We start from the raw sequence: 25,724 nt of genomic DNA, 5'->3' as shown, positions 1-25,724 counted from the left end.
TCAGGCGGCCGGCTTGTCGATGGTGATCAGGAAGAGGACGGCAGAGGCCGCCGGTTCGATGGTGACGGCGGTTGCGCCCGTGAGCACCGCCGTGTCGCCCGCTGCGAGGTCGGCAGTGGTCTCGCCTGCGGCCAGCCGCACGGCGCCGCCGTGGCAAAGCAGGAGGGTCGTGCCTCCCAGGCTTTCCGTCCTGTGCGGGTGGTCTATCGCCAGGCGCTGAACAGAGTGCGCGAGCTTGCCGCGCCGTGTCATGACATTGAGGTCGACGATCGGACCATCGACGAGCGTCGCCGAGGTTGCGGCGTCGGCCGGGAAGGGGAGCGGCGCCGTCTCGCCGGTCATCAAGGCGGGTGCGCGCCCCTCGATCATCAGCCGCATACCCTTGCCCTGAAGGATCGACAGCGTGCGGTCGATGCCGGGGAAGCTGGAGAAGGGGCCGTCGCTGGCGACCGTCGCCATGCTCACACGCCAGTCGAAATCGCCGAGCGATGCTTTTTCCGGAAATACGGCGATCTCCACTGTCTCGCCGCCGCCGTTCTTCCACGGCATGCGCTTGTAGTCTTTCGCGCGCAGGACCTTCATGGCTTGCCTCCTTCGATCAGCGTGCGCATGCGGGCGAAGTCGCCGTTGAGCGGCCGGTCGTCGGCATAGGTGGGAATTTCCGCACGGATGCGCCGGTAGAGCGCGCCGGTGCGGGCGGCACGGCCGCGCGGCTGCAGGTCATAGGCCTGGGCTGCCGCGAGCAGCTCGATCGAAAGGATCGTTTCGAGATTATCGGCGATCGCAAGTGCCTTCCAGGCGGCCGGCGTCGCGTGGGTGAGGATGTCTTCCTGCAGCGCCGAGGTGATGCCGCCGTCGAGGCTGGCGGGGGCTGCCAGACGCCGGTTTTCGGCGGCAAGCGAAGCGGCGGTGTACTGCGCGATCATGAAGCCGGAGGCAACACCGCTGTCGCCGGCAAGGAAGGCCGGCAGGCTGCTCACCAGCGGATTGACCAGCCGGTCGATACGGCGCTCGGAAATGGCGGCGACTTCGGCAACCGCGACCGCCAGGCTGTCCATGGCAAGGCCGAGGGCAGCCCCGACCGCATGGGCCTGCGAATGCACCTCCGGCGCCTCAGGCGCGCCCGACACGGCCGGGTTGTCGGTGAGGCTTGCAAGCTCGCGGTCGACGACTTCGGCGACCTGGGCGAGCGCATCGCGCGCGGCGCCGTGGACATGCGGCACGGCGCGCAGGCTCAAGGGATCCTGCGTGCGGGTGCCGGCGGTCTCGGCGAGCATCGGGCTGCCAGCGAGGTAGATGCGCAGCGTTGCTCCGACCGCATCCAATCCGTCCGAGCGGCGAAGCGCCAGCGGGCCGGCGGCGAAGGCATTGGCCTGGCTGCCGAGGTTTTCGTAGGTCATGGCGGCGGCGGCATCTGCCCAGTCGAAGAGGTGCGCGGCACGCGACAGCGCCAAGGCTGCAAGGCCGGTGGCGCAGGGTGTGCCGTTGACGAGGCTGAGACCCTCCTTGGCTTCGAGCCTGAGCGGTTTTAGCCCGATCCGCGCGAGCGCCTCGGCGCCGCCAATCTTGCCCGTGCCGTCATTGACGGTGCCGTGGCCGATCAAGACGAGGCCGATCGCCGCTGCATGGGTGAGATAACCGACGGAGCCGCGCGACGGAATGTCGGGGATGAGATTGGCATTGAGCAGCGCCAGCAGCGCCTCGACCGTCTCGATGCGCACGCCGGAATAGCCGTGGGCGAAGTTGGCGATCTGGGCTGCCATCACCGCGCGGGCTTCCGGCCGGGCAAGCGGGTCGCCGACGCCGCAGGCGTGGCTGAGGATGATGTTGCGCGACAGCGCCTGCTGGTTCTCTCGGTCGATGATGACGTCGCAGAGCGCGCCGACGCCGGTGTTGATGCCGTAGCCGCGGATGCCGCGCTCGACCAGTGCGTCGACGATCCGGCGCGCGTTGACGATGCGTTGCCGCGCGGCGTCCGACAGCGTCAGCCGGGCGCCGTTGGCGACGGCCGCAACCTGTTGCCAGGTCAGCGGCGCGTCGAGGGTAACAGTCTCAGTCATGGGCTTCCGGGCGTCCCTGTCTGCGTTGCACGAAGCGGGCAACATAATCGTTGGCCGGCCGTTGCAGAATATCGTCCGGCGTGCCGACCTGCACCACCTGGCCGTCCTTGAGGATGGCGATTTCCGAACCGATGCGCAGCGCCTCGTCGAGATCGTGGGTGATGAAGACGATGGTCTTTGAAAGGTTCTGCTGCAACTGCAGCAGCTGGTCCTGCATGTCGGCGCGGATCAACGGGTCGAGCGCCGAGAAGGCCTCGTCCATCAGGATCACGTCGGTATCGGCGGCAAGCGCCCGGGCGAGCCCGACGCGCTGCTTCATGCCGCCCGAAAGCTGGTGCGGAAACTTGGCGTCGTAGCCGGCAAGGCCGACGGTCTCGATCCATTTCATGCCGATGTCGCGGGCCTCGGCCTTGGGCAGGCCGCGGACGCGCTGGCCGTAGACGACGTTCTGCAGCACCGTGCGGTGCGGCATCAAGGCAAAGCTCTGGAACACCATGCTGACGCGGTGCATGCGGAAGGTGCGCAGCGCTTTTGCATCAAGATCCAGGATGTTGCTGCCGTCGAAGGCCACTTCGCCGCTGGTTGGCTCGATCAACCGGTTGATGTGGCGCACCAGGGTCGACTTGCCGGAGCCGGAAAGCCCCATGATCACGAAGATCTTGCCGGCGCCGATCGTCAGGCTGACATTGTTGAGGCCGACGCTGCAGCCGGAGCGGGCGAGGATCTCGGACTTGTTCAGCCCTTCCTTGGCCATGGCGAGCGCCGCCTTGGCGTCCTGCCCGAAGATCTTGTAGACGTTGCGGATCTCGATATCAGCCATTGCGGGGATCCTCCGTCCGGCTCTTGCCAAAACCTTGCGTGATGCGATCGAGAACGATCGCGAGAATGACGATGCCGATGCCGGCTTCCAGGCCCTTGCCGACGTCGAGCGTCTGGATGCCGTTCAACACCTGCTCGCCGAGGCCGCGGGCGCCGATCATCGAGGCGACGACCACCATCGACAGAGCCATCATGATCGTCTGGTTGAGGCCGGCCATGATCGTCGGCGTGGCGAGCGGCAGCTCGACGCCGAAGAGGATCTGGTTGGGGCTGCCGCCAAAGGCGGTCGCCGCTTCCACGACCTCATGGTCGACCTGGCGGATGCCGAGATCGGTGAGGCGGATGAGCGGTGGTACGGCGTAGATGATGGTCGCAAGGATCGCCGGCACCTTGCCGAGGCCGAAGAGCATCAGAGCCGGGATCAGGTAGACGAAGCTCGGCATCGTCTGCATGACGTCGAGCACCGGCAGGGTGATGCTGCGCACGGTTCGGCTCTTGGCGACGAAGATGCCCATGGGAACGCCGATGACGACCGAGACGATCGTTGCCATCAGCATCAGCGCCAGCGTCTGCATCGTCAGGTCCCAGAGGCCGAGCACGCCGACGAAGAACAGAAGCACGCCGACGGCAACCGTCAGGGTCCAGCGCTTCGAGCTTTGCCAGGCAAGCGCCATGAAGATGAGGATGACGACCCACCAGGGCAGGCCGCGCAGGATCCATTCGATGAACAGAACGGCCTTCAGAATGACGGCGCTGATCGCCTTGAAGACCCAGCCATAGCCGCTGACCAGCGCCTGGATGAAATCGTTCACCGGCCCGCGAATGGAGAGATTGAGAGAATCCGGAAACATCGGACACGTTCCTTGCTCGGACCGGCGGGCGCGCAAAGGCGGCCGACGGCGCTTGCCTCGGGTATTGTGGCCAATCGTCGGCTCAGGCGTGCCGCGTCAAACGCGGCGATAAACCCGAGCCGGCGATGGGTTGCGATTACTTCAGGCTGGCTTCGATCTTGCCACGGGCTTCATCGGAAACCCACTTGCCCCAGACGTCGGCCTTGGTCTTCAGGAACTCGGCGGCGGCTGCCGTCGCGTCGACCTTGTTGTCGGCCATGTAGGCGAGGCTGCCGTTGACGGCTTCGAGCGGGAAGGTCGCCTTTTCGAGGATGGCGATGATCTCAGGGGCTTCCTGAGCGAAGGTGCTGTTGACGCCGTAGGAGACGTCCACCGACGGGAAGGCGCAGCCCTGGTCACGCTTGCCGTTGGCGCTCGAAAGCTCCTTCCAGCACTCTTCGCTATAGGCCGGCTCCTCAAGCTGTACGAGCTTGAACTTGCCCATGATCGCGGTCGGCGACCAGTAGTAGAAGAGGATCGGCTCGCCCTGGAGATAGGCGGACGTGATGGCGGAATCGAGCGCCGTGCCGGTGCCCGGACGGAAGTTCACATAGGTCTCACCGAGCTTGTAGGCTTCGAGCTTGGCGGAGCTGACGCCCTCGCAGGTCCAGCCCGACGGGCAGTTGAGGAAGCGGCCCTTGGTCGGCTCTTCCGGATCGGCGAAGAGTTCGACGATCTTCGGGTCGGAAAGCTGCGAGACGCTCTTCAGGTCCGGCGCCTTGGCTTCGAGGCTGCGCGAGGCGTCGCCCTTGATGACGTATTCCGGCACGAACCAGCCTTCGCTTGCGCCGACAAAGGTCTTGCCGACGGCGACGACCTTCTTTTCCTCGACAGCCTTGTTCCAGATATCGGAGCGGCCGAGCCACTCCTCGGCGAAAATCTGTACGTCGTTGTTGGCGGTTGCCTGTTCCAGCGTCACCGAGTTGCCGGGGATCGAATCCACCTGGCAATCGTAGCCCTTGGAAAGAATGGTCTTCATCACTTCGGTGATGAAAGCGCCGCTTTCCCAGTCGATGCCGGCGAACATGACGGTCTTGCCGTCGCCGCAATAGGACGCGCTGGCGCTGCCGGTGGAGGCCGCAAGCACGAGGCCGGTTGCGGCGAGGGTGAGTTTCAATTTGTTGATCGACATTAAGCTGTTCCCTGATTTGATTTTTGGCTTTGACGATTACTTCAGTTTCATCAGCACCCGCGCGAAGGCGCGGTCGATATCGTCCTCCCGGTCGTGGCGTCCGTTCCGGATCTTCCACGCGCCGGCGACCATGACGTCGCGGACAGTCTCGCCGCCGAGCGCAAAGAGCCAGCGGTCGAGGATCTGGTTGTCGGTGGCGGCGGCGATGTAGGGATTGCTACCGTCGAGCACGACGAAATCGGCGCGCGCGCCGACGGTGATGCCGGCCGTCTTCTGGCCGGCCGCCTGGGCGCCGCCCTTATGGGCAGCGTCGAAAATCGTCCGGCCGATCGAGGCGCCGGGGCCGGTCGCGAGCCGGTTGCGGCGGCGGTCGCGCAGCCGCTGGCCGTATTCGAGCAGCCGCAGTTCTTCGGCAACGCTGGTCGCCACATGGCTGTCGGTGCCGACGCCGATGACGCCGCCTTCGGCCATGAAATCGACCGCCGGGAAGATGCCGTCCCCGAGATTGGCCTCGGTCGCCGGGCAGAGGCCGGCAACCGCGCCGGAGCGTGCCAGGCGCTGGCGTTCGCTTTCGGTCAGATGCGTTGCGTGGATCGCGCACCAGCGCTCATTGACCGGCATTTCATCGAGCAGCCATTCGACCGGGCGGCGGCCGCTCCAGGCGAGGCTGTCGTCGACTTCCTTGGTCTGCTCGGCCACATGGATGTGGATCGGACCGGCAACGGGTGCGGCATCAAGGATGATACGCATTTCCTCGGGCGTCGCCGCACGGAGCGAGTGGATGGCATATCCGAGCGTATGGCCGGCGTCACGGCATAGCGGCTGAAGACGCTGCAGGAGCGCCAGGAAGCGATCGGGATCGTGCAGGAACGGGCGCTGGCCGGGATTGGGCTCGACACCGCCGAAATTGGCGTGGGCGTAGAAGACAGGCAGATGCGTGAGGCCAATGCCGGTGGTGCGGGCGGCAGCGAGAATGCGCAGCGACATCTCGGCCGGGTCGGCATAGGGGGTGCCATCGGCCTGGTGGTGCAGGTAGTGGAATTCGGCAACATGGCCGAAACCGCCCTTCAGCATTTCCATGTAGAGCTTGGCGGCGATCGCCTCGACATCGTCAGGGTTTACCAGCCCGACGGTGCGATACATTTCCTCGCGCCAGGTCCAGAAGCTGTCGTCGCCGCTGCCCGCCACTTCGGCAAGGCCGGCCATGGCGCGCTGGAAGGCGTGGGAGTGAAGGTTGGCGATCGCCGGGATCAGCGGGCCTGCCGTGCGCTCGTCGCTACCAGCGGCGGCGCCGCCGGTTTCGATCGCCGCAATGCGACCGGCAGCGTCGAGCGAAATCGCGACGTTTTCGGCCCAGCCGCCGGGCAGGAGAGCCCGCTCTGCAAAGATCCGGTTGACGGGAAAACTAGCCATGTGCATTTTCCTGTACGTAGTTGTATATGGAACTATAGATATTTTACGCTGGCGCGCAAGCGTGAAATGAACGAAAAGATTCGAGAGCGAATGCGCACGATTTGTTCGGCGGCGCGGAAAGGCGGGAATTGAGTTGATGACGGCACTGGGAAAACGGAACGAGACGATCGCTTTCGAAGACGGCCCGGTGCCGCGCTACGAGGCGGTCAAGCAGTTCATCCGCAGCCGCATCGAGAGCGGCGAGTGGCCCGCCCATCATCGCATCCCCTCGGAAAACGAAATCGTCGCCGACCTCGGCGTCAGCCGCATGACCGCCAACCGGGCGCTGAGGGAACTGGCAACCGAAGGCGCGATCACGCGGGTGCAGGGCGTCGGCTCTTTCGTGGCGGCGCACAAGGGCAGCACCGCGCTGCTTGAAGTGCGCAACATTGCCGACGAGATCCACGAACGTGGCCACGCCCATACGTCGTTGATGACGCTGCTCAAGGAAGAGGTCGCGACGCCTGACATCGGCTATGCGCTCGGCCTTGCCACCGGCGCCCGCGTCTTCCATTCGATCATGGTGCATTCGGAAAACGGCCTGCCGATCCAGATCGAGGATCGTTTCGTCAATCCGGCGATCTGCCCGCGCTATCTGGAACAGGATTTCCAGGCGATGACGCCGAACGCCTATCTCACCGCAATGGCGCCGATCACCCGCACCGAGCAGATCGTCGAGGCGGTGGCGCCGCAGCTCTGGGAATGCAAGCTGCTCGGCATCGACCGCAACGAACCGTGCCTGATGATCCGGCGCCGCACCTGGTCGGACGCCGGCAATGTGACGACGGCGCGGCTGCTCTATCCCGGCACGCGCTATCGGCTGGAAGGCATGTCGCAGTAGGCTGCGGGTGGGTGTAAACGGGAAACCGCACATCTTTTCCTTGATCCCGCTCTAATCTCGACAACATTCCGGTCGATTCGGAGGATCGACCGCCGAAGGGGAGGATGACGAGACCATGGTTGAGGACGCGCTGAAGCTTCGCACCGAGCTCCCGAGACCCGATGTCGGAGCCGAGGAGGCGCGTTCGCTACTCGCCGAACACTATGGCCTGTCGGGCACGATCAGCGAACTCGGCAGCCAGCAGGACCGCAACTACCGCCTCGACACGGGTGAGCGGCGTTATGTTCTGAAAATCTGCCGGGCGGAATACGAGCCGCTGGAACTGGAAGCGCAGAATGCGGCCTTGCGGCATCTCGGCGACCGTCTGCCGACCGCACGCGTTGCGGAAGTCGTGCCCTCTCTCAAGGGCGAGGCGATCGAGAGCGTCACCGTCCGCGGCGCGGATTATCGCATTCGCCTGCTCAGCTATCTCGAAGGCGAACCGCTCACCCGGCGCAAACATCTGTCGCGCGAAGCCGTGGCTGCCCTCGGCGGCCTGGCGGGCCAGCTCGCGTCGGCACTGGAGGACTTCGAGCATCCGGGGCTCGAGCGGGAACTGCAATGGGATCTCAGGCGCGCCGGCCCCGTCGTCCTGCATCTGCTTACCGATATGGCGGACCAGCAGCGCAAGAAGCGCATCGCGGAAGTCATGGTCGGCGCCATGCGGCGGCTGCAGCCACTCACCCCTGGCCTCAGGACCCAGGCGATCCACCATGACGTCACCGATGACAACGTCGTCAGCCGGCCCGACGCGGCCGGCAGGGCGATGCCAGACGGCGTCATCGATTTCGGCGACATCCTCAATGGCTGGCTGGTCGCCGAACTCGCCGTCACCTGCGCCTCGCTGCTGCATCATGCGGATGGCGACCCCTGGTTCATCCTGCCCGCGGTCAAGGCGTTTCATACGGCATGCCCGTTGACCGAGGTGGAACTGAAGGCTCTCTGGCCGCTTATCGTCGCGCGCGCTGCGGTGCTGGTCGCAAGCTCCGAGCACCAGCTCTCTCGCGAGCCCGACAACGCTTACGTCGAAGGCAATGCCGCGCATGAGCGGGAGATCTTCGAGGTCGCCTCGTCGGTGCCTTCGGCGTTGATGGAGCACGCCATTCTTTCGGCCGTCGGCTTCGCGCCGGTCTCGGCCCGGGTGACCGGTGAGAGCCTGATCCCGGGGCTCGGCCCCACGGACGTGCGCCAGATCGACCTCTCGATCCTGAGCCCGCTTTTGCCGGAGGAGCGCTGGCAGCACCAGGGATTGCCGATCTCGCTGCTGCAGCACGCCGCGCACGCAATCGGCATCGCGACGACGCGCTACGGCGAATACCGGATGACGGAGACCCAGCTGCGGTCACCGAAGCCCGATGCCACCTTCGCATTGCATGTCGATATCTGCCTGGAGGCCGGGCGCGAGATTGTCGCTCCCTTTGCCGCTCGTATCGTCCGGCAGGATGGATTGCTGGTGCTCGAAGGGGCCGAAGTGAGCCTGTTTCTCGAGGGCGTGCAGGCCGGCGGCGATTTTGAGGAGACTATTGTTGCCGGCGCTGTGCTCGGCGTCGTCTCCGGCGAACAGAAGTCCTACGGCTTGATCCGTGTCCAGCTTTGCCGCGAGCATGGTGTCGTGCCGCCCCTTTTCGCCATGCCGCATCAGGCGGCGGCGTGGAAGTACCTGTGCCCGTCACCGGCCGGCATCCTCGGCTTCGAATGCGATGGGCCCGAGCCGCACAGCGATACACTGCTCGCCCGCCGCCAGCAGCACTTCGCCAGGCCGCAGAAGAACTATTACCGGCAACCGCCGCAGATCGAGCGCGGCTGGAAGGACCATTTGTTCGACATCGAGGGCCGCAGCTATCTCGACATGGTCAACAATGTCACCATTCTCGGCCACGGGCATCCCCGGCTTGCCGCCGCGGTCGGGCGGCAATGGTCGCTGCTCAACACCAATTCGCGCTTCCACTATGCCTCCGTCGCCGAATTCTCGACGCGGCTTGCCGCCCTCGCGCCGGATGGGCTCGACACGGTGTTCCTCGTCAACAGCGGCTCGGAGGCGAACGACCTGGCACTGCGGCTTGCCTGGGCCTATTCCGGCGCGCGCAATGTCGTGAGCCTGCTCGAGGCCTATCACGGCTGGACGGTCGCGAGCGATGCGGTGTCGACCTCGATCGCCGACAATCCGCAGGCGCTCGAAACCCGCCCGGCCTGGGTGCATCCGGTCACCGCGCCCAACACTTATCGCGGCGAATTCCGCGGCGCCGACACGACCGACAGCTATGTGCGCTCCGTCGTCAAGAAGCTGACCGAACTGGACGCGGCGGACGAGAAGCTCGCGGGCTTCATATGCGAGCCGGTCTACGGCAATGCCGGCGGCATTCCCTTGCCGAAGGGCTATCTCGACGCTGTTTATGCGATGGTGCGGGCGCGTGGTGGCGTTTGCATCGCCGACGAGGTGCAGGTCGGCTATGGCCGGCTCGGCGATTATTTCTGGGGCTTCGAGGAGCAGGGTGTCGTGCCCGATATCATTACGGTCGCCAAGGGCATGGGCAACGGACATCCGCTCGGCGCCGTTATCACCCGCCGCGAGATCGCCGATGCGCTGGAGAAGGAGGGATACTTCTTCTCGTCCTCGGGCGGCAGCCCGGTGAGCTCGGTCGTCGGGCAGGTGGTGCTCGATATCCTGACTGAGGAACGGCTGCCGGAAAACGCACAGGTGGTCGGCGGCTATCTGAAAGCGCGGCTCGAAGCGCTCGGGCAGCGTTTCCCGCTGATCGGCGCGGTGCACGGCATGGGGCTCTATCTCGGCGTCGAATTCGTGCGCGATAGGGAGACCCTGTCGCCGGCAACCGAAGAGACGGCGGCGATCTGCGACCGCCTGCTCGATCTCGGCGTCATCATGCAGCCGACCGGCGATCATCTCAACGTGCTGAAAATCAAGCCGCCGCTCTGCTTGTCGCGCGAGAGCGCCGACTTCTTCGCCGACATGCTGGGCCGCGTGCTGGAAGAAGGCTGGTAAAAGCGAAAACGCCGCGGGGAGGGCCGCGGCGTCTCGTTGGCGCTTTTCCTTGGGTCTAGCAATTCCGAACGGAGACTTGCCGGAATTGCCCCTTGCGGATCAGCGTGCCGGCGGGGCGTACATCAGGCCGCCCTGGCTCCAGAGTTTATTGAGACCGCGATCGATCTTCAGCGGGCTGTCCTTGCCGAGGTGGCGTTCGAAGACTTCGCCATAGTTGCCGACGGCAGAAACCACCTGATAGGCCCACTTCGGATCGAGGCCGAGCGACTTGCCCGCTTCGTTCTCAATGCCGAGGAAGCGCTTCTGGGCGGTCGTGCCGCTTTCGATGAGCTTGGCGGCATTGTCCTTGGTGATGCCGAGTTCTTCCGCCTCGGTCAGTGCGAACAGCGTCCAGCGCACGATCTTGAACCACTGATCGTCGCCCTGGCGGACAGCCGGGCCAAGCGGCTCCTTGGAGATGACTTCCGGCAGAACGACGAAACGATCGGGGTCGTTCAGCGTCAGGCGCTGGGCATAAAGCGCCGAAGCGTCGGTCGAGTAGACGTCGCAGCGCGCGGTGTTGAAAGCCTGGATCGTCTGGTCGGCCTTTTCAAAGGCGACCACCTGGTACTGGATGTTGTTGGCGCCGAAATAGTCGGCCATGTTCTGCTCGGTCGTCGTGCCGGTCTCGGTGCAGACGGATGCGCCGGAGAGTTCCTTGACGCTCTTCACGCCGAGGTCGTTGCGCACCATGAAGGCCTGGCCGTCATAGTAGTTGACGCCGACGAAGCTCATGCCGAGATCGGTGTCGCGCGACAGCGTCCAGGTGGTCTGGCGCGAAAGCAGGTCCGCCTCGCCGGACTGCAAAGCGGTGAAGCGCTCCTTGGTCGAGAGCGGCACGTATTTCACCTTGTCGGGATTGCCGAGCGCTGCAGCGGCCACTGCGCGGCAGAAATCGATGTCGAAGCCGGTCCATTCGCCCTTGTCGTTGGGCGCGGAAAAGCCGAGCACGCCCTGGCTGACGCCGCAGCGAAGCTCGCCGCGTTCCTTGATGACGTCGAGCATGCCGGCGTTGGCGGCGGTGCCGGCAAGAAACGCCGCGCTCGCCAATGCCAGAACTCCAAGTTTCACTCCGAGTTTCATTTCCTGTTCTCCTCTTCTCTTGTTTTAGGACATGCGTCTTCGTTGCCGGGATGCGTGTCGTGCACCTCGGTCATTGCATCTGGTTGTTCTGCTGTTCGACCCGGCCTTAGCCGAGCGTCCTTGCGACGTCCGCGAAGGTCTCTTCGAGCACGGCGAGCAGGTGATCGGCATCGCGTTTCGAGAAGATCATCGGCGGGCGCATTTTCAAGATGTTGTCATGCGGACCTTCGGTGCCCATCAGCACGCCGCGGCGGCGGGCGCCGTTGGAGACGGCGCGGGCGAATTCGGTTGCTGGCGCCTTGGTCTTGCGATCGGTCACGAGTTCAATGCCGAGGAAGAGACCCATGCCGCGCACGTCGCCGATGACCTCGTAACGCGCCTGCATGGCGCGGAAGGCATCCATCAGATAGTTGCCGACCGAAAGCGCGTTGCCGCGCAGATCCTGTCCCTCGATCACGTCGAGCACGGCGAGGCCGACGGCGCAGGAGACCGGGTTGCCGCCGAAGGTGTTGAAGTACTCCATGCCGTTGTTGAAGCTGTCGGTGACTTCGCGGGTGGTGACGACGGCTGCGAGCGGATGGCCGTCGCCGATCGGCTTACCCATGGTGACGATGTCAGGCACGACGCCTTGGGCCTCGAAGGCCCACCAATGGCTGCCGACGCGGCCAAAACCGACCTGCACCTCGTCGGCGATGCAGACGCCGCCGGCTTCGCGCACGAGACGATAGACTTCCTTGAGGTACCCCTCCGGCAGGAACACCTGGCCGGCGACGCTCGGGATCGATTCCGCGATGAAGAAGCCCGGACCTTCGCCCTTGGCCTTCATCGCCGCGATCAGCTCCGCGACGCTTTCGGCGAAGCGCTTGCCGTGTTCCTCGGCCGGCCACTCCGCCGGCGCATGGTAGCTGTCGGGAATGGTCGCCACATGCACATGCGGTTTCGGACCCTTGCCGCCCTTGCGGCGGAACTTGTAGGGGCTGATGTCGATCAGTTCCTGGGTTGTGCCGTGGTAGGACCAGTCGAGCGTGATGGCATTTTCCCGGCCGGTATGAGCACGCATCAGCCTGAGCGCCAGGCTGTTGGCTTCCGAGCCGCTGTTGACGAAACCGGCGACCGTCAATTCCTTCGGCAGCGTTGCCGTCAGCCGCTCGGCATAGGCGACGATGTTGTCGTGCAGGTAGCGGGTGTTGGTGTTGAGGATCGCCGCCTGTTTGGCCATCGCCTCGACGACAGCCGGATGGGCGTGACCGATGTGGCAGACATTGTTGAAGCAATCGAGATAGGCGCGGCCGCTGTCGTCGATCAGCCAGACGCCTTCGCCGCGCACGAACTTGATCGGCTTGTCGTAGGAGATCGAGAGGTTCGGCAGGAGCAGTTCCTTGCGTCTTCTGACGATCTCCTCGTGCGAGCGGCCCTTCTTCTCGTAGAATTCCTCGGCAATGCCGGCAAAGGTGCGCGCATCCGGGAAGAGTTCAGCCCAGACGTCGAGAAACTGCGGTTCGCCGACGCCGAGGATTTCGGTCGCCGTCAGGCTGGTGTCGGTCGAAAGCTGCAGATGCAGGTGCGGCGCCCAGCCGCCGTTTTCCTTCGGAGCGCCCATCTCGCCGACCAGCGCGCCGGCCTCCAGCCGGTCGCCGGCCTTGATGCGTCCCATCGCTTCGTGCGCCATATGACCCCAGAGCGTGACGAAGGGCGGGCAGCCCTCGGGCTCGTGGCGAAGGGCTATCAGGCAGCCGTAGCCGAGCGGGTCTTTCTCGATCTCGACGCTGACAACGGTGGCGGCAAGCGGGGTGTAGAGCCTGGTGCCGGCGGCCATGAACAGGTCGAGGCCGAGATGACGGGTGCGGCGGGTGTGGTCGATGAAGCGCGAGACGAACATCTCGCCGGCATAGACTGTGCGTTCTTCGCCAAAGGGGCCGATGCCGAGTTCGACGCCGTGCGTGCGGCAATAGTCTTCCCAGATCGCCTGGGCTTCATTCGGTTGTTCGGCTGCCGACTTCACGGTCATCGGATGCTGCGGGTCGCCATAGGGAACGAGCGCTGCCGGGTAGGTGGCGGCCGGGCGTGCGAGCAGCGGCTTCAGCGTCTTGCGGTTCTCGCGGATCCAGGCGGCGACGGCACGGGCGCCCGGGGTTGCCTCGAAGCCGCACGCATGCCGCAGGATGGCGGTCGCGAAACGCGGGTTCATCCGGTCGAGCTTGCGCAGCAGCGTCCAGGCCGGGCGTTCGCTGATCGCCAGATAGGGATTGTCCTCGGTGTGGGCGCGGCGGGACGCCGAGATCGTCACCGACGTGACGAGGCGCATGGCGATGAGATCGAAGAGCAGGTCGATCTCTTCTTCCGCCAGCGGATATTCGCCATGGAAGCCGCGGGCGATGGCAGCGGCAGCGCCGATCGGATCGGGATGGTCGAGCCCGGCATAGGCAGCAGCGATCGCCACCTCGGCGATAACAGGCGCATGCAGCGCGTCGCCGAAATCGATCAGGCCGGAAATGGTGTCGTGGTCGACTTTATCGACCAGCACATTCCAGTCGTTGGCGTCGTTGTGAATGACGGCGGCACGAAGGGTCGCAAGGCGCGGCGCCACGGACTTTTCGAAGCGGACAAGGAAGCGCTCGAGCAGCGCGCGTTCTTCGGCGGAAGCGACGTGATGCAGCCGGTCAGCCGAACGGCCGGCGTGGCGGATGTCCCAGTCGAGATCGCGCAGCGCGCCCGGATGCATGAAACCTTTCAGCGATGCGTCGAAGCGGCCGAGCATCTGCCCGAGCGACTGGAGCGCCGCATCGCTGCGCCCGGTTTCGGCAAGCGGCAGGCCCTCGACCCAGCTGACGAGCCGTATGCGGTGGGTGACGCCGCGTGCGCTCGTGGTCGAAGCTAGGCTCCCTCCCGACAGCGTCGGCCGGATATGCGGCACCGGCAGGTCGGCGGCATGGGTGCCGACGTGGCTGAGCAGTGCGGTCTGGAAATCGCTTTCGACTTCGGGCTCGGCGCCATTGACGATCTTCAGAATGGAGATGCTGCCGTCCTCAGCCTCGACCTTGAAGTTCTGGTCGCGTTCGCTGGCCAGCAGCGAGAGCGTGCCGGAGAGGCCATAATGCTCCTTCAGCAGGGCGGCTGCCGCTTCGGTCGAAAAGTCGGGCGTGGTCTTCAGCATATCGTTCATGGGGATCCTCATCTCGATGAGAAGATTTGCATGAGCGGCGAGGGGATGCATCCGGCAATATGCCGGTTGCACCGGCACTATGTTTATAATAACCGTCATCTTGTCGGCGAGCACGGAGGAGGGGACATGCAGGACATCGACGCGATCGACCGCACCATCCTCAGCATCCTGTCGCAGGAGGCACGGATCCCGATGAAGTCGCTGGCAGGCCGGATCGGGCTCTCCCGGAGTGCGACGACCGAGAGGGTCACGCGACTGGAAAAGGCGGGCGTCATCCGCGGCTATCGCGCCGATATCGGCCAGCTGGACGAGGGCACCATCCAGGCCTTCCTGCTGGTGACCCTGAAGCGCACGCCATCGATCGGCGTGCTCGACCGGCTTGCCGGTTTCTCCACCGTACGCAAGGTATCCTCCGTCAGCGGCCAGCTGGATTTGGTCGTCGAGGTCGAGGTTGGCTCGATCAATGCGCTCAATGAGCTTCGCAATGAAGTGGCGACGATGGACAATGTCGAGGACCTGACGACCTCCATCGTGCTGAGAAGAGATATCGAGCGGAGTTGATCCGCAGCGAGCGGAACTGGGGGGCCTCGTCAGCCTTCGCTCAGCATCTCCGCCTGCGGCGCAAGCCGTTCGAGCAGCGAGCGGCGGACCCGGCCGATGTCGCGCATCGGTGGCTCGCCAAAATGGCGGGCATATTCGCGGCTGAACTGCGACTGGCTTTCATAGCCCACCTGATGGCCGGCATCGCCGGCGTCAAGGCTCTCTTCCAGCATCAGCCGCCGCGCTTCCTGTAGGCGCAGCTGCTTCTGGTACTGCAGCGGGCTCATGGCGGTGATCGCCTTGAAGTGATGGTGCAGCGACGAGACGCTCATGGAAACACGGTTGGCGAGATCGTCGATCCTGAGCGGTCGCGAGTAGTGTTCCTTCAGCCAGGCGACGGCGCGGCCGACCTGATGCGGCTGACTGTCGGTCGTCGCCATCTGCCTGAGCCGGTGGCCATGCGGGCCGGTCAAAAGCCGATAGAGGATCTCCTGTTCGATCAGGGGCAGGAGTGCCGGGATATCGTCCGGCCGTTCGAGCAGGCGCAAGAGCCGAAGGGCCGCGTCTTCGAGTTCGACAGTGATCTTGCTGACGCTCATGCCGCGCACGGAGGTGGCGGGTGCCGGCAGTTGCGACAGGGACGCAAGCAGCGCCTGGATCTTGCCCGGGTCGAGCGTGAAGGCCATGCTGAGATAGGGCTCCTCTGCGGAGGCCTGGCAGACCTGGGACAGAACCGGCAGGTCGATCGACGTCAGCAGATAATCCGAGGCGCCGTAGATCAACGTCTCTTCGCCGAGCACCACGCGCTTGGCCCCTTGCACGATGATCGCCAGGCTCGGCCGGTAGGCGGAGCAATTGACCGGGGCATCGCCGCCGTGGCGATGAAGGCTCAGGCCGGCAATCTGCGTCATGTGATCGCCGTCGGTTTTGGCAAACCGGGCAATGACGCCGATCATGTCGGGGCGGGCAGTCTGTCGCGTGGCTGTCATAATCTCAGGTCTTTCCAGCGGCTTAGCGTCGTGTGAGGCAACGCTCAGATAGGGTCTCGACGTGCCATCTCCAGGATGCCGCCGTCAATCTTGTAGGATCGTGCAAAAACTTTGCAGGATCGCTCTAACGCTTGCAGCGTGCGCACCCTCATAGTCCTGATGCGTCAGGCCGGGCTCCCTCCGGACCTGCACCCTTTCCCAAAATGAGGACAGACTGATGGCCATTGCAAGAGGATATGCGGCGACCGATGCGTCGAAGCCGCTGACGCCCTTCACCTTCGAACGCCGCGAACCGCGCGACGACGACGTGGTGATCGAGATCAAGTATTGCGGCGTCTGCCACTCCGACATCCACCAGGCCCGCAACGAATGGGGCAACTCGGCTTTCCCGATGGTCCCAGGACACGAGATCGTCGGCATCGTCACGGCGGTCGGCTCCAAGGTTACCAAGTTCAAGGTCGGCGACCGTGCCGGCGTCGGCTGCTTTGTCGATTCCTGCACCACCTGCGCCACCCGCGACCTCGACCTGGAACACTACATGCCGGGTCTGGTCGTGACCTATAACGGCGTCGAAGCCGACGGCAAGACGCCGACGCAGGGCGGCTATTCCGACAGCATCGTCGTCAAGGAAGGCTACGTTCTGTCGATCCCGGAGAACCTGCCGCTCGACGCCGCGGCACCGCTTTTGTGCGCCGGCATCACGCTCTATTCGCCGCTGCGCCACTGGAAGGCCGGTCCCGGCAAGAAGGTCGCGATCGTCGGTATGGGCGGTCTCGGCCATATGGGCGTCAAGCTGGCGCATGCCATGGGCGCGGATGTCACCGTTCTCAGCCAGACGCTTTCCAAGAAGGAAGACGGGCTGAAGCTCGGCGCCGACCACTACTACGCCACCAACGACCCCGAGACCTTCAAGGCGCTGGCAGGCACCTTCGACCTGATCATCTGCACGGTTGCGGCCGAGATCGACTGGAACGCCTATGTCAGCCTGCTGAAGGTCGATGGCGATTTCGTGCTGGTCGGGATTCCTGAGAACGCCGTGCCGGTGCACGCCTTCTCGCTGGTGCCGGCGCGCCGCAGCATTTCCGGATCGATGATCGGTTCGATCAAGGAAACCCAGGAAATGCTCGACTTCTGTGGCGAGCACGGCATCGTCTCGGAAATCGAGACGATCCGGATCCAAGAGATCAACGAGGCCTATGAACGCGTCGTCAAGAGCGACGTGCGCTATCGGTTTGTCATCGACATGGCGTCTTTGGCGGACGCGGCCTAAGTTGGAAAACAGACGGCCCGGGATCCTAGCAGATCCCGGGCCGTTTTTTTGTTTGCGGCAGAGGCTCACACCAGCGGTAGGGGCCCGTCGTTCTTGATCTCTTCCATGACCGCATAGGTCCGGGTTTCCTTGACGCCCGGCAGCGTCCAGAGCACCTGGCCGAGGAAGTTGCGGTAGGCGGCCATGTCCTCGAACCGCGTCTTGACGAGATAGTCGAAGCCGCCGGCCACCATGTGACATTCGAGCACGGACGGCGCCTGTTTGACGGCGGCGGCGAACTGGTCGAAGACGTCGGGTGTCGTCTTGTCGAGCATGACCTCGATGAACACCAGCAGGCCGAAGCCGAGCTTCTGCGGGTCCAGTCTCGCGCCGAAGCCCGAGACGTAACCTTCCTTCAACAGCCGGCGCAGCCTCTCGCTGGTTGCGGTCGGCGACAGGCCGATGCGATCGGCCAGCTCCAGATTGGTGATGCGGCCGTCCGCCTGGAGGATGTTGAGAATTCGTCGGTCAATCTTGTCGATCTGATGCATGGAGCCTCCCACCCGTGCTTCAGGCGGCAAGTCGCGTTTCCGCGAGCTTCACCCAGTAGGAAATGCCGTGCGGGATCGCGTCGTCGTTGAAATCGTAGGCGGGGTGATGCAGCCCGGCCGTGTCGCCATTGCCCATGAAAATAAAGGCGCCGGGGCGGGCAAGCAGCATGTAGGAGAAGTCCTCGCCGCCCATCATCGGATCGAGCGACGGCTGGATATTGCCGGCGCCGGCAATTTCGGCTGCTGCCTGCAAGGCATAGCCGGTCTCGTCGGCATGGTTCACCGTCACCGGGTAGTTGCGGTTGTAGGCGACCTGTACGGTCGCGCCGTAGATCTGGGCAACGCCCTCGGCAATCGTGCGGATGCGGCTTTCGCCGATCTCGCGCACCTCGGGCATGAGGGTGCGCACGGTGCCGCCGAGCACGGCTTCCTCCGGAATGACGTTGTGGGCGAAACCGGCATTGAACTTGGTGACGGAGACGACGACGGAGGCGAGCGGGTCGACGGTGCGGGACGCGATCGTCTGCAGGGCGGTCACGATCTGGGTGCCGACGACGATCGGGTCGATCGTCTTGTGCGGTTGGGCGGCATGGCCGCCACGGCCCTTGATGGTGATGGTGAACTCGTCGGTCGAAGCCATGATCGGGCCGACGCGGCTGCCGAACTGGCCGACGGGCATGCCCGGCATGTTGTGCATGCCGTAGACTTCGGCGATGGCGAAGCGCTCCATCATGCCGTCCTTGACCATCTCGTTACCGCCGCCGCCGCCTTCTTCGGCGGGTTGGAAGATCACGGCGACCTGGCCGGCGAAGTTGCGGGTCTCGGCGAGATACTTCGCCGCGCCGAGAAGCATGGCCGTGTGGCCGTCGTGGCCGCAGGCATGCATCTTGCCGGACGTCTCGGACGCCCAGTCCTTGCCGCTCGTCTCGGTGATCGGCAGCGCGTCCATGTCGGCGCGCAGGCCGATGGTGCGGCCCGCGCCGAGATTGCCGCGGATGAGGCCGACGACGCCGGTGCGGCCAAGCCCCGTCACGATTTCGTCAACCCCGAACTCCTTCAGTTTCTTTTCGACGAAGGCTGCCGTATTTTCGACCGCGAACAGGAGCTCCGGATTCCTGTGCAGGTGGCGCCGCCATTCGGTGACTTCATTCTGGAGCTCGGCGGCACGGTTGAGTATCGGCATCGTTTCGTCCTGTCGGTCTGTTCGATCACTAATTGTATCTGCGTATCGGTGTGGATTGGCATCACTGCCCGTGAATGGGCTTTGCCATCTCCTCGCCATATAGGCTAAATAGCCGGACGAGACGAGGCAACAGCGGATTTTCGAGGTCCTATCGTGGTGACAGCAGGATTTTTCACGCGTGGCAAGATGAAGGCGCTCGGAGTGACGGCGGCGACATGCGCCACGCTTCTTGCGGCGCTGCCGGCTGCGGCCAATCCGAGGCTGGTCGTCGACGTCAATTCGCTGAAGGTTTACGAGCACCAGGATATCTTCCAGAAATGGTATCCGGCGTCGCTGACCAAGCTGATGACGGCCTATACGGCCTTCCGCGCCATCAAGTCCGGCCAGCTTACGCTCGAGAGCCCGGTCGTCATGACCAAGAACGCCGCCGCCGAGCCGCCGAGCAAGATGTTCTACAAGCCCGGCCAGGCGATGACGCTCGACAGCGCGCTGAAGATGATGCTGGTGAAGTCGGCAAACGACGTCGCCGTCGCGATCGCCGAAACGGTCGCCGGTTCGGAGCCCGCCTTCATCGAGCGGATGAACGCCGAGGCCCGCCGCATCGGCATGACGTCCTCGAACTTCGTCAACCCCAACGGTCTGCCCGGTCCCGGCCAGTACACGACGGCCCGCGACCTTGCGGTGCTGGCGATCACGCTCAAGCGCGAGTTTCCGCAGTACGCCTCCTATTTCTCGCTGGAAGGCTTTACCACCGGCAAGAAGGACTATCCGAACTACAACATGCTGATCGGCCGCTTCGAAGGGGCTGACGGCATGAAGACCGGCTTCATCTGCGCCTCGGGCTTCAACCAGGTTTCCTCCGCCACCCGCGAGGGGCGCAGCGTCGTTTCGGTCGTGCTCGGTGAGGACAGCCTCGGTGCGCGTGCGGACGAGTCGGCAAGGCTCCTGCAGATGGCACTGACGACCAACGGCAACGGCAAACCGTCGCTGGTGCAGATCCCGCCCTATGGCGAGACGCGCGACATGGTCGCCGACGTCAGCAAGCAGATCTGCTCGAAAGCGGCCGCGAAGGTCCGCAGCGAAGGCCGCGACGAGGCCGGCCGCCAGAAGCTGCTTTCGCCCTATATCCACGAAATCAACCGGCCGCTGAAGCTCGCCTTCGCCGGGCTCATCGCCGGCAGCGGCGAAAAGGCACCGAAGCTTGCCGGCGACCCGGCCGGCCAGGGCGATGTCGCCAATGTGCCGATCCCGGTGCCGCGGCCGACCTTCTGATCGGAGTGCATGATGGTTAGTCCCTTGTCGGCGGTGCCGGTCTCGATCCTCACCGGCTTTCTCGGTGCGGGCAAGACGACGCTGCTCAACCGGCTGCTGAAGGATCCCGATCTCTCGGATACGGCCGTGATCATCAACGAGTTCGGCGACGTCTCGATCGACCACCTGCTGGTGGAAGCTTCCAGCGACGGGGTCATCGAGCTTTCCGACGGCTGCCTCTGCTGCACCGTGCGCGGAGAACTGGTCGATACGCTTGCAGATCTCATGGACCGCATGCAGACCGGCAAGATCAAGCCGCTGAAGCGCGTCGTCATCGAGACCACGGGCCTTGCTGACCCGGCGCCGGTGCTGCAGTCGGTGATCGGCAACCCGATCATCGCGCAGAACTTCCGGCTGGATGGCGTCGTCACCGTCGTCGACGCCGTCAACGGCCTGCAGACGATCGCCAACCATGAGGAAGCGCTGAAGCAGGTTGCCGTTGCCGACCGCATCGTCATCAGCAAGACCGGCCTTGCCGAAGCGTCCGAGCGTGATGCACTGACGGCGCGGATCCGCGCGCTCAATCCGCGCGCGCCGCTGATCGATGGCGACAGTGCCGAGGCAGGGCGTGCGGAGCTGTTCGATTGCGGCCTTTACGACCCGTCGTCGAAGATCGCCGATGTCGGCCGTTGGCTGCAGGACGAGGCGCACCACGACCACCATCATGACCATGGCCACGAGCATCACGACCATGATCACGATCACCACCATGATCATGGGCACGGTCATCACCACCATCACGATGTGACGCGGCATGGCGGCGACATCCGTTCCTTCAGCATCGTGCACGACCGGCCGATCGAGCCGATGGCGCTTGACATGTTCATCGACCTGCTGCGCTCGGCGCATGGTGAGAAGCTTTTGAGGATGAAGGCGATCGTTGCGGTTGCCGACAGGCCGGACCGGCCGCTTGTGCTGCACGGCGTGCAGAACGTCTTCCACACGCCGGAGCGGCTTGCCGCCTGGCCGGACCCGAACGACCGGCGCACGCGCATGGTGCTGATCACCAAGGGGCTGACGGAAGACTTCGTTCGCGATCTCTTCGATGCCTTTACCGGCAAGCCGCGAATCGACCGGCCAGACGCCCAAGCGTTGTCCGACAATCCGCTCGCCGTTCCCGGCATGCGGTTCTAAAGCAAGCTCCAGGAAAAGTGTGAAGCGGTTTTCCGTCCGGAGTTGCGCCCTTGAGGTAGGCTCCGGGAAAAGTGCGGACCGGATTCTGGCTGCAGGCAATCCGAATACAAATCATGCCAAGCCGCGTTGCGGCTGGCTGCGTCTCAGACGCCTTTGCGGATGAGGAACCGGTGGCCACCGTCGGCGGGTGCGGTCTCTTCGAGCTTGTGGCCGTCCTCGTTGCAGAAATGCGGAATGTCGATCACGGCCAGCGGGTCGGTGGTCGTAATCTCAAGCAAAGCGCCTGGCGCCACCGAAGTCATGCGTTTGCGCGTCTTCAAAACGGGAAGGGGGCATTTAAGCCCCCTCAGGTCGTAGACGATCTTTTGTTCGTCCGGCATCAATTGCCCCAGATCTTCCAGAACGGGCGCTTCTTCGGCGGCTCTTCCGTCAGAACCGGCGCCTCGGCGGTCGCATCGGCTGCAGGCGTCGTTGCCGTGGTCACGGCAGCGGCCTGCTGCTGGGCGGCGGGAGCCGCTGCTTTCGCCTGCTTTGCGGTCGTTGCCGGAGCCGGCTGCGCCTGCGGCGCGGCGGTTGCCTGCTGGTCCGGCGTCACGACGACGGGAGCCGGCATCTGCAATTCCGGTTCGCTCTTCGAGAACAGGCTCCAGAAGGATTTCTTCGGCTCTTCGACGGCTGCCTGCATCACCGGCTGCGGAATGGGATTGGCGGCGGGGACGGGCACGTGCTTGCCGCCATCGGTCGCCTTTTCGAGTTCCTTCTTCTGGAGCTCGACAGCCACCTTGGTTTCTTCCGCTTCCTTCTGATCGGCGAGCTTCTTTTCGAGATCGCTCGCCTTCATCATCTTGCCGGCGTCAAGCGAGTTGCCGGTCGGAGCATAGGCGAGCTCGCGGCCGACGCGCTGCTTGGCGACGATCGCCTTGCGCTCGGCCTCGCTCGGCTCGTACCAGACCATGCCGTCATACTTCTTCATGGCCTTGTCGTAGTCGGTCTGATAGCTCTTCTCGAAGGTCGACATGGCGACCTGCAAGGCCGGCGGCGTCGACATGGCCGGGCACTGTCCACCCGGATTGAACGGGCCGGAGGCCTGCTGGTTGAAGACGTACTTCTTTTCGCAGACGTTGACTTCCGGCGGACGCTTGGTGACTTCGAACTGGTCGTAACCGACCTTCAGCATCTTCCAGAAGTCGATATTCGGGTTGTCGCGGTGACGCGCCATGTTTTCCGCGGTCATGCGGAAGGGGAAGGCTTGCAGTTGTACGCTTTCCTGGCCGCCCTTGAAGCTGTCGCGGGCGAGCGCGAAAATCTCGATCATCTGCTCGTCGGTCATCGAGTAGCAGCCCGACGACGAGCAGGCGCCGTGGATCATCAGGTGCGTGCCCTGGCGACCGTTCGCCTTGTCGTAGGCGTTGGGATAGCCGGTGTTGATCGCCAGATAATAGTTGGAGTTGGGGTTCATCTGGCGGGGGAAGAGCGGGTAGAAACCTTCCGGCGCCTGCCGGTCGCCTTCCTTCACCTTGGGGCCGAGCTTGCCGGACCAGGCGCAGATCTTGTAGGTCTTCAAGAGCTGGAAACGGTTGGCCGTGTTGGCCTTCCAGACCTCGAGCGTGCCTTCTTCCTTGAAGATGCGCAGCGCGATCGGCGCCTGCTTCTGCATGCCGAGTTCGGTCATCTTTCTGACCATCGGCGCAGAGACCTGGTACTCGGTCTTGTTCTTGACGGACTTGATATCGACCGACGTCGTCGCATCCAGCGCTTCGTTGGTGCAGCCGGCAAGTGTGGCGACAATGGCGGCGGAAGCTAAAAGGTTCCAGAAACGCATCAGCAGAGGCCCGTTCAAACCCAAACTCGACTAGGATAGCCCAGTCCGCGAGGGTGGGCCCTTTAGAGAATCACTAAGCGATTATACTTCACGAATTCTTAACCCTGCAGGGTGGCCCTGCCGATGCGCTGTTCATGACCTCATGAATATGGCCAAGATTTGGCCACACTCCGCTTTGCAGTTGCGAAACACGCTGCCGCAATCGCGGACCATGGAGACCGGCGAGGGGAAAGGCGTGGGATTTTCGCCCCGTTCCCGCCTAAGGACTGCCGATTGAGGCTTAGAGATTACGGCCGATATTCAGGTATTTCTGCCGGCGATCGGTGCGCAACTGGTCGCCATCGCGTCCGGAAAGTTCCTTGAGCGCGTCGGCGATCACGGTTCCGGTGCGACCGATGACCGCATTCGGGTCGCGGTGTGCGCCGCCGACGGGCTCCTGGATGATGCCGTCGATGACGCCGAGCGCCTTCAGATCCTCGGACGTGATCTTCATGTTGCTGGCCGCTTCCTTGGCGCGGGTGGAATCGCGCCACAGGATCGAGGCAGCGCCTTCCGGCGAGATGACGCTGTAGATCGCATGCTCCAGCATGTAGACGCGGTTGCCGGTGGCGATCGCAATCGCGCCGCCGGAGCCGCCTTCGCCGATGACGACGGTGACGATCGGCACGCGAACGTTGAGGCACATCTCGGTGGAGCGGGCAATCGCTTCCGCCTGGCCGCGCTCTTCGGCGTTAACGCCAGGATAGGCGCCGGCGGTATCGACCAGCGTGATCAGCGGCAGGCCGAAGCGATCGGCCATTTCCATGACGCGGATCGCCTTGCGGTAGCCTTCCGGACGGGGGCTGCCGAAATTGTGCTTGATGCGCGACTTCGTATCGTTGCCCTTTTCCTGGCCGAGAACGGCGACCGGCATGCCGCGGAAACGCGCAAGGCCGGCCTGGATGGCGTCGTCATTGGCGAAGTTGCGGTCGCCGGCAAGTGGCGTGAACTCGGTGAAGAGTTCTGCTGCATAATCCAGGAAGTGCGGACGCGAGGGGTGGCGGGCGACCTGGGTCTTCTGCCACGGCGTCAGCTTGGAATAGATCTCGACCATCGCGTCGCGGACGCGCGTCTCCAGGCGTTCGATCTCATCCGAAGTGTTCACGCTCTCGTCTTCGCCGGCGAGCTTCTTCAATTCGAGAATCTTGCCTTCGAGGTCGGAGATGGGTTTTTCGAAATCGAGATAGTTGTGCATGAGATGCGTTTCCGATCATTTTGCGACAAGGGTCTGCGGGCCGAAACCAGCCTGCCCGGCGGTCCTAATCCTGTTTTTTCGCCTGTTTGGCAAGAGGGTGATGGTTTTGCACGAGGTTGTGCAGCCGTTCTTCCAGCACATGCGTATAGATTTGTGTCGTGGAAATGTCCGAATGCCCCAGCAGTTCCTGCACCGCGCGAAGGTCGGCGCCATTGGCGAGCAGGTGGCTGGCGAAGGCATGCCTGAGCACGTGCGGAGAGATCGTTGCGACCCTTATGCCGGCGCGGGCCGCAAGCGATTTCAGGTCGCGCGCAAAAACCTGGCGCGGCAGGAAGCCCTGCTTGCCCGAGGAGGGAAAGAGCCACGGGCTCTCGCAGTTGCCAGTTTCGTCGCGCGCCATCTCGTCGGCGAGCGCCTCGCCATAGGCCCGCATGGCCCGGATCGCCGCCTGCGACAGCGGCACGAGGCGGTCCTTGTTGCCCTTGCCGCGGATGACGAGGAAGCGGCCGTTCTGCGCCAGCACGCTTGCCGGCAGCGACACCAGTTCGCTGACGCGCATGCCGGTCGCATAGAGCAGTTCGATCAGCGCATGCATGCGCAATCTGCCGAGGTGGTCGGCGCCGCCGGCTGCCGCCTCGGTCTCCGCCTGGCCGATCAGCCGCGAGACGTCATCGACGCTTAGCGTCTTCGGCAGGCTGCGTCCCTTCTTCGGTGCGTCGAGGATCCCGGTCGGGTCGTCGCCGCGCATGCCTTCGGCGTAGAGGAACTTGTAGAACTGCCTGAGTGCCGAAAGCCGCCGCGCCTGCGAGGACGCCTTGAAGCCCTGGCCGGCGAGATGGGCGAGATACCCGCGAAGATCGTCCGGTGTCGCTGCCGTCAGCCCGGTTCCAAGTGTGCGCAAGTGCGAAGAGGCATCTTCGAGATCACGCTCGTAGGATTGCAGCGTGTTGACCGCAGCACCCCGCTCGGCGCTCATCATTTCGAGGAAAGCCTCGACGTGGGCGGCGGAAAGATCGCTCATTGGGTCTTGTTCACCCGTTCGGACGGGATCTTCACGGTGACGTCGCGCTCCGTCGGCTCGACGAAGGTGACGAGAGAGATCATCGTGCCGTACACTATCCCGGCGATAACGGCGCAGAAGAACAGGAACCGGAAGAGGGTCGGCATTTCAATCTCCTCTGCATGTGCCTTT

Annotated in this window: 22 protein-coding genes; 6 read left to right on the top strand and 16 right to left on the bottom strand. The window is 64.1% G+C overall.

The genetic code is table 11. The annotated features are described in order from the left end of the window. From M2267_RS11130 to hutF, 6 genes are all read right to left on the bottom strand, one after another. Entirely contained in the window at nt 1–582 is a 582-nt protein-coding gene (locus M2267_RS11130; RefSeq protein WP_429114648.1) for a HutD/Ves family protein, read from the bottom strand. Then, nucleotides 579–2,060: an HAL/PAL/TAL family ammonia-lyase gene (locus M2267_RS11125; protein WP_429114647.1), complete on the bottom strand. Its 1,482-nt coding sequence runs from the start codon at nt 2,058–2,060 to the stop codon at nt 579–581. Before M2267_RS11125 ends, M2267_RS11130 begins: the two co-directional genes overlap by 4 nt. Continuing rightward, nucleotides 2,053–2,880, bottom strand: coding sequence for a quaternary amine ABC transporter ATP-binding protein (locus tag M2267_RS11120; protein WP_429114646.1), 828 nt, complete (start codon nt 2,878–2,880; stop codon nt 2,053–2,055). The genes M2267_RS11125 and M2267_RS11120 overlap by 8 nt, the downstream gene beginning before the upstream one ends. Then, complete coding sequence (locus tag M2267_RS11115; protein WP_034806492.1) at nt 2,873–3,730, bottom strand: ABC transporter permease; 858 nt, start codon at nt 3,728–3,730, stop codon at nt 2,873–2,875. Before M2267_RS11115 ends, M2267_RS11120 begins: the two co-directional genes overlap by 8 nt. Before the next feature lie 136 nt (nt 3,731–3,866). Further along, on the bottom strand, nt 3,867–4,901 hold the full coding sequence (locus M2267_RS11110) for an ABC transporter substrate-binding protein (RefSeq protein ID WP_429114644.1): 1,035 nt from the start codon (nt 4,899–4,901) through the stop codon (nt 3,867–3,869). Between the two features lie 36 nt (nt 4,902–4,937). Then, entirely contained in the window at nt 4,938–6,314 is a 1,377-nt protein-coding gene (hutF, locus tag M2267_RS11105; protein WP_429114642.1) for a formimidoylglutamate deiminase, read from the bottom strand. Between the two features lie 136 nt (nt 6,315–6,450). On the opposite strand from hutF, the gene hutC reads away from it, so the two are divergent. Further along, entirely contained in the window at nt 6,451–7,194 is a 744-nt protein-coding gene (hutC, locus tag M2267_RS11100) for a histidine utilization repressor (protein ID WP_429114640.1), read from the top strand. Between the two features lie 115 nt (nt 7,195–7,309). Beyond that, the gene (locus M2267_RS11095; RefSeq protein ID WP_429114638.1) at nt 7,310–10,234 is read left to right on the top strand and encodes an aminotransferase; all 2,925 of its coding nucleotides are present in this window, start codon (nt 7,310–7,312) and stop codon (nt 10,232–10,234) included. Nucleotides 10,235–10,333: 99 nt separating this feature from the next. Here the strand turns inward: M2267_RS11095 and M2267_RS11090 are convergent, their stop codons facing one another. Beyond that, a complete protein-coding gene (locus M2267_RS11090; protein WP_205237891.1) occupies nt 10,334–11,356 on the bottom strand; it encodes an amino acid ABC transporter substrate-binding protein in 1,023 nt (340 codons plus the stop codon). 106 nt (nt 11,357–11,462) lie between these two features. Further along, nucleotides 11,463–14,519, bottom strand: coding sequence for an aminotransferase class III-fold pyridoxal phosphate-dependent enzyme (locus M2267_RS11085; protein ID WP_429114636.1), 3,057 nt, complete (start codon nt 14,517–14,519; stop codon nt 11,463–11,465). Between the two features lie 126 nt (nt 14,520–14,645). On the opposite strand from M2267_RS11085, the gene M2267_RS11080 reads away from it, so the two are divergent. Beyond that, on the top strand, nt 14,646–15,080 hold the full coding sequence (locus tag M2267_RS11080; protein WP_043617453.1) for an Lrp/AsnC family transcriptional regulator: 435 nt from the start codon (nt 14,646–14,648) through the stop codon (nt 15,078–15,080). 29 nt (nt 15,081–15,109) lie between these two features. Here M2267_RS11080 and M2267_RS11075 read toward each other — a convergent pair whose 3' ends face one another. Then, nucleotides 15,110–16,048 carry an AraC family transcriptional regulator gene (locus M2267_RS11075; RefSeq protein WP_429114634.1) on the bottom strand — a complete coding sequence of 313 codons (939 nt, stop codon included), beginning with the start codon at nt 16,046–16,048 and terminating at the stop codon, nt 15,110–15,112. A gap of 217 nt (nt 16,049–16,265) precedes the next feature. Between M2267_RS11075 and M2267_RS11070 the strand changes: the two genes are divergently transcribed. Further along, the gene (locus tag M2267_RS11070) at nt 16,266–17,318 is read left to right on the top strand and encodes an NAD(P)-dependent alcohol dehydrogenase (RefSeq protein ID WP_429114632.1); all 1,053 of its coding nucleotides are present in this window, start codon (nt 16,266–16,268) and stop codon (nt 17,316–17,318) included. Between the two features lie 65 nt (nt 17,319–17,383). Here the strand turns inward: M2267_RS11070 and M2267_RS11065 are convergent, their stop codons facing one another. Together M2267_RS11065 and M2267_RS11060 are read right to left on the bottom strand one after the other, a co-directional pair. Further along, entirely contained in the window at nt 17,384–17,848 is a 465-nt protein-coding gene (locus M2267_RS11065; protein ID WP_043617461.1) for an Lrp/AsnC ligand binding domain-containing protein, read from the bottom strand. A 19-nt stretch (nt 17,849–17,867) separates the two neighbouring features. Continuing rightward, nucleotides 17,868–19,031: a M20 aminoacylase family protein gene (locus tag M2267_RS11060; protein WP_043617464.1), complete on the bottom strand. Its 1,164-nt coding sequence runs from the start codon at nt 19,029–19,031 to the stop codon at nt 17,868–17,870. A gap of 201 nt (nt 19,032–19,232) precedes the next feature. Here M2267_RS11060 and M2267_RS11055 point away from each other — a divergent pair, with 201 nt between their 5' ends. Both M2267_RS11055 and M2267_RS11050 read left to right on the top strand, forming a co-directional pair. Then, a complete protein-coding gene (locus tag M2267_RS11055) occupies nt 19,233–20,303 on the top strand; it encodes a D-alanyl-D-alanine carboxypeptidase family protein (protein ID WP_043617470.1) in 1,071 nt (356 codons plus the stop codon). A gap of 12 nt (nt 20,304–20,315) precedes the next feature. Beyond that, the gene (locus M2267_RS11050) at nt 20,316–21,476 is read left to right on the top strand and encodes a CobW family GTP-binding protein (RefSeq protein ID WP_429114629.1); all 1,161 of its coding nucleotides are present in this window, start codon (nt 20,316–20,318) and stop codon (nt 21,474–21,476) included. Nucleotides 21,477–21,619: 143 nt separating this feature from the next. On the opposite strand, the gene M2267_RS11045 is transcribed toward M2267_RS11050, so the two are convergent. The 5 genes from M2267_RS11045 to M2267_RS11025 all read right to left on the bottom strand — a co-directional run bounded on the left by M2267_RS11045 (nt 21,620) and on the right by M2267_RS11025 (nt 25,699). Continuing rightward, the gene (locus M2267_RS11045; RefSeq protein WP_429114627.1) at nt 21,620–21,856 is read right to left on the bottom strand and encodes a sulfurtransferase TusA family protein; all 237 of its coding nucleotides are present in this window, start codon (nt 21,854–21,856) and stop codon (nt 21,620–21,622) included. Then, nucleotides 21,856–23,298 carry a L,D-transpeptidase family protein gene (locus M2267_RS11040; protein WP_402325281.1) on the bottom strand — a complete coding sequence of 481 codons (1,443 nt, stop codon included), beginning with the start codon at nt 23,296–23,298 and terminating at the stop codon, nt 21,856–21,858. Before M2267_RS11040 ends, M2267_RS11045 begins: the two co-directional genes overlap by 1 nt. 280 nt (nt 23,299–23,578) lie before the next feature. After that, nucleotides 23,579–24,532 (bottom strand): acetyl-CoA carboxylase carboxyltransferase subunit alpha, encoded by a 954-nt coding sequence (locus M2267_RS11035; protein ID WP_034806530.1) that lies wholly within the window; start codon nt 24,530–24,532, stop codon nt 23,579–23,581. A 64-nt stretch (nt 24,533–24,596) separates the two neighbouring features. Next, the gene (gene xerD / locus M2267_RS11030; protein WP_429114625.1) at nt 24,597–25,553 is read right to left on the bottom strand and encodes a site-specific tyrosine recombinase XerD; all 957 of its coding nucleotides are present in this window, start codon (nt 25,551–25,553) and stop codon (nt 24,597–24,599) included. Continuing rightward, nucleotides 25,550–25,699: a hypothetical protein gene (locus tag M2267_RS11025; RefSeq protein ID WP_034806731.1), complete on the bottom strand. Its 150-nt coding sequence runs from the start codon at nt 25,697–25,699 to the stop codon at nt 25,550–25,552. Before M2267_RS11025 ends, xerD begins: the two co-directional genes overlap by 4 nt. Between the last annotated feature and the right edge of the window lie 25 nt (nt 25,700–25,724).

The organism is Ensifer sp. KUDG1, from assembly GCF_050434285.1.
Taxonomy (GTDB): domain Bacteria; phylum Pseudomonadota; class Alphaproteobacteria; order Rhizobiales; family Rhizobiaceae; genus Ensifer.
Note: the sequence above shows the minus strand (reverse complement) of the source record. Positions and strands in the feature narration are given on the sequence as shown.

Excerpts from the sequence above, each read along its gene's own strand:
- M2267_RS11130 (WP_429114648.1), bottom strand. The coding sequence starts at position 582 with ATGAAGGTCCTGCGCGCGAAAGACTACAAGCGCATGCCGTGGAAGAAC.
- M2267_RS11125 (WP_429114647.1), bottom strand. The coding sequence starts at position 2,060 with ATGACTGAGACTGTTACCCTCGACGCGCCGCTGACCTGGCAACAGGTT.
- M2267_RS11120 (WP_429114646.1), bottom strand. The coding sequence starts at position 2,880 with ATGGCTGATATCGAGATCCGCAACGTCTACAAGATCTTCGGGCAGGAC.
- M2267_RS11115 (WP_034806492.1), bottom strand. The coding sequence starts at position 3,730 with ATGTTTCCGGATTCTCTCAATCTCTCCATTCGCGGGCCGGTGAACGAT.
- M2267_RS11110 (WP_429114644.1), bottom strand. The coding sequence starts at position 4,901 with ATGTCGATCAACAAATTGAAACTCACCCTCGCCGCAACCGGCCTCGTG.
- hutF (WP_429114642.1), bottom strand. The coding sequence starts at position 6,314 with ATGGCTAGTTTTCCCGTCAACCGGATCTTTGCAGAGCGGGCTCTCCTG.
- hutC (WP_429114640.1), top strand. The coding sequence starts at position 6,451 with ATGACGGCACTGGGAAAACGGAACGAGACGATCGCTTTCGAAGACGGC.
- M2267_RS11095 (WP_429114638.1), top strand. The coding sequence starts at position 7,310 with ATGGTTGAGGACGCGCTGAAGCTTCGCACCGAGCTCCCGAGACCCGAT.
- M2267_RS11090 (WP_205237891.1), bottom strand. The coding sequence starts at position 11,356 with ATGAAACTCGGAGTGAAACTTGGAGTTCTGGCATTGGCGAGCGCGGCG.
- M2267_RS11085 (WP_429114636.1), bottom strand. The coding sequence starts at position 14,519 with ATGAACGATATGCTGAAGACCACGCCCGACTTTTCGACCGAAGCGGCA.
- M2267_RS11080 (WP_043617453.1), top strand. The coding sequence starts at position 14,646 with ATGCAGGACATCGACGCGATCGACCGCACCATCCTCAGCATCCTGTCG.
- M2267_RS11075 (WP_429114634.1), bottom strand. The coding sequence starts at position 16,048 with ATGACAGCCACGCGACAGACTGCCCGCCCCGACATGATCGGCGTCATT.
- M2267_RS11070 (WP_429114632.1), top strand. The coding sequence starts at position 16,266 with ATGGCCATTGCAAGAGGATATGCGGCGACCGATGCGTCGAAGCCGCTG.
- M2267_RS11065 (WP_043617461.1), bottom strand. The coding sequence starts at position 17,848 with ATGCATCAGATCGACAAGATTGACCGACGAATTCTCAACATCCTCCAG.
- M2267_RS11060 (WP_043617464.1), bottom strand. The coding sequence starts at position 19,031 with ATGCCGATACTCAACCGTGCCGCCGAGCTCCAGAATGAAGTCACCGAA.
- M2267_RS11050 (WP_429114629.1), top strand. The coding sequence starts at position 20,316 with ATGGTTAGTCCCTTGTCGGCGGTGCCGGTCTCGATCCTCACCGGCTTT.
- M2267_RS11045 (WP_429114627.1), bottom strand. The coding sequence starts at position 21,856 with ATGCCGGACGAACAAAAGATCGTCTACGACCTGAGGGGGCTTAAATGC.
- M2267_RS11040 (WP_402325281.1), bottom strand. The coding sequence starts at position 23,298 with ATGCGTTTCTGGAACCTTTTAGCTTCCGCCGCCATTGTCGCCACACTT.
- M2267_RS11035 (WP_034806530.1), bottom strand. The coding sequence starts at position 24,532 with ATGCACAACTATCTCGATTTCGAAAAACCCATCTCCGACCTCGAAGGC.
- xerD (WP_429114625.1), bottom strand. The coding sequence starts at position 25,553 with ATGAGCGATCTTTCCGCCGCCCACGTCGAGGCTTTCCTCGAAATGATG.
- M2267_RS11025 (WP_034806731.1), bottom strand. The coding sequence starts at position 25,699 with ATGCCGACCCTCTTCCGGTTCCTGTTCTTCTGCGCCGTTATCGCCGGG.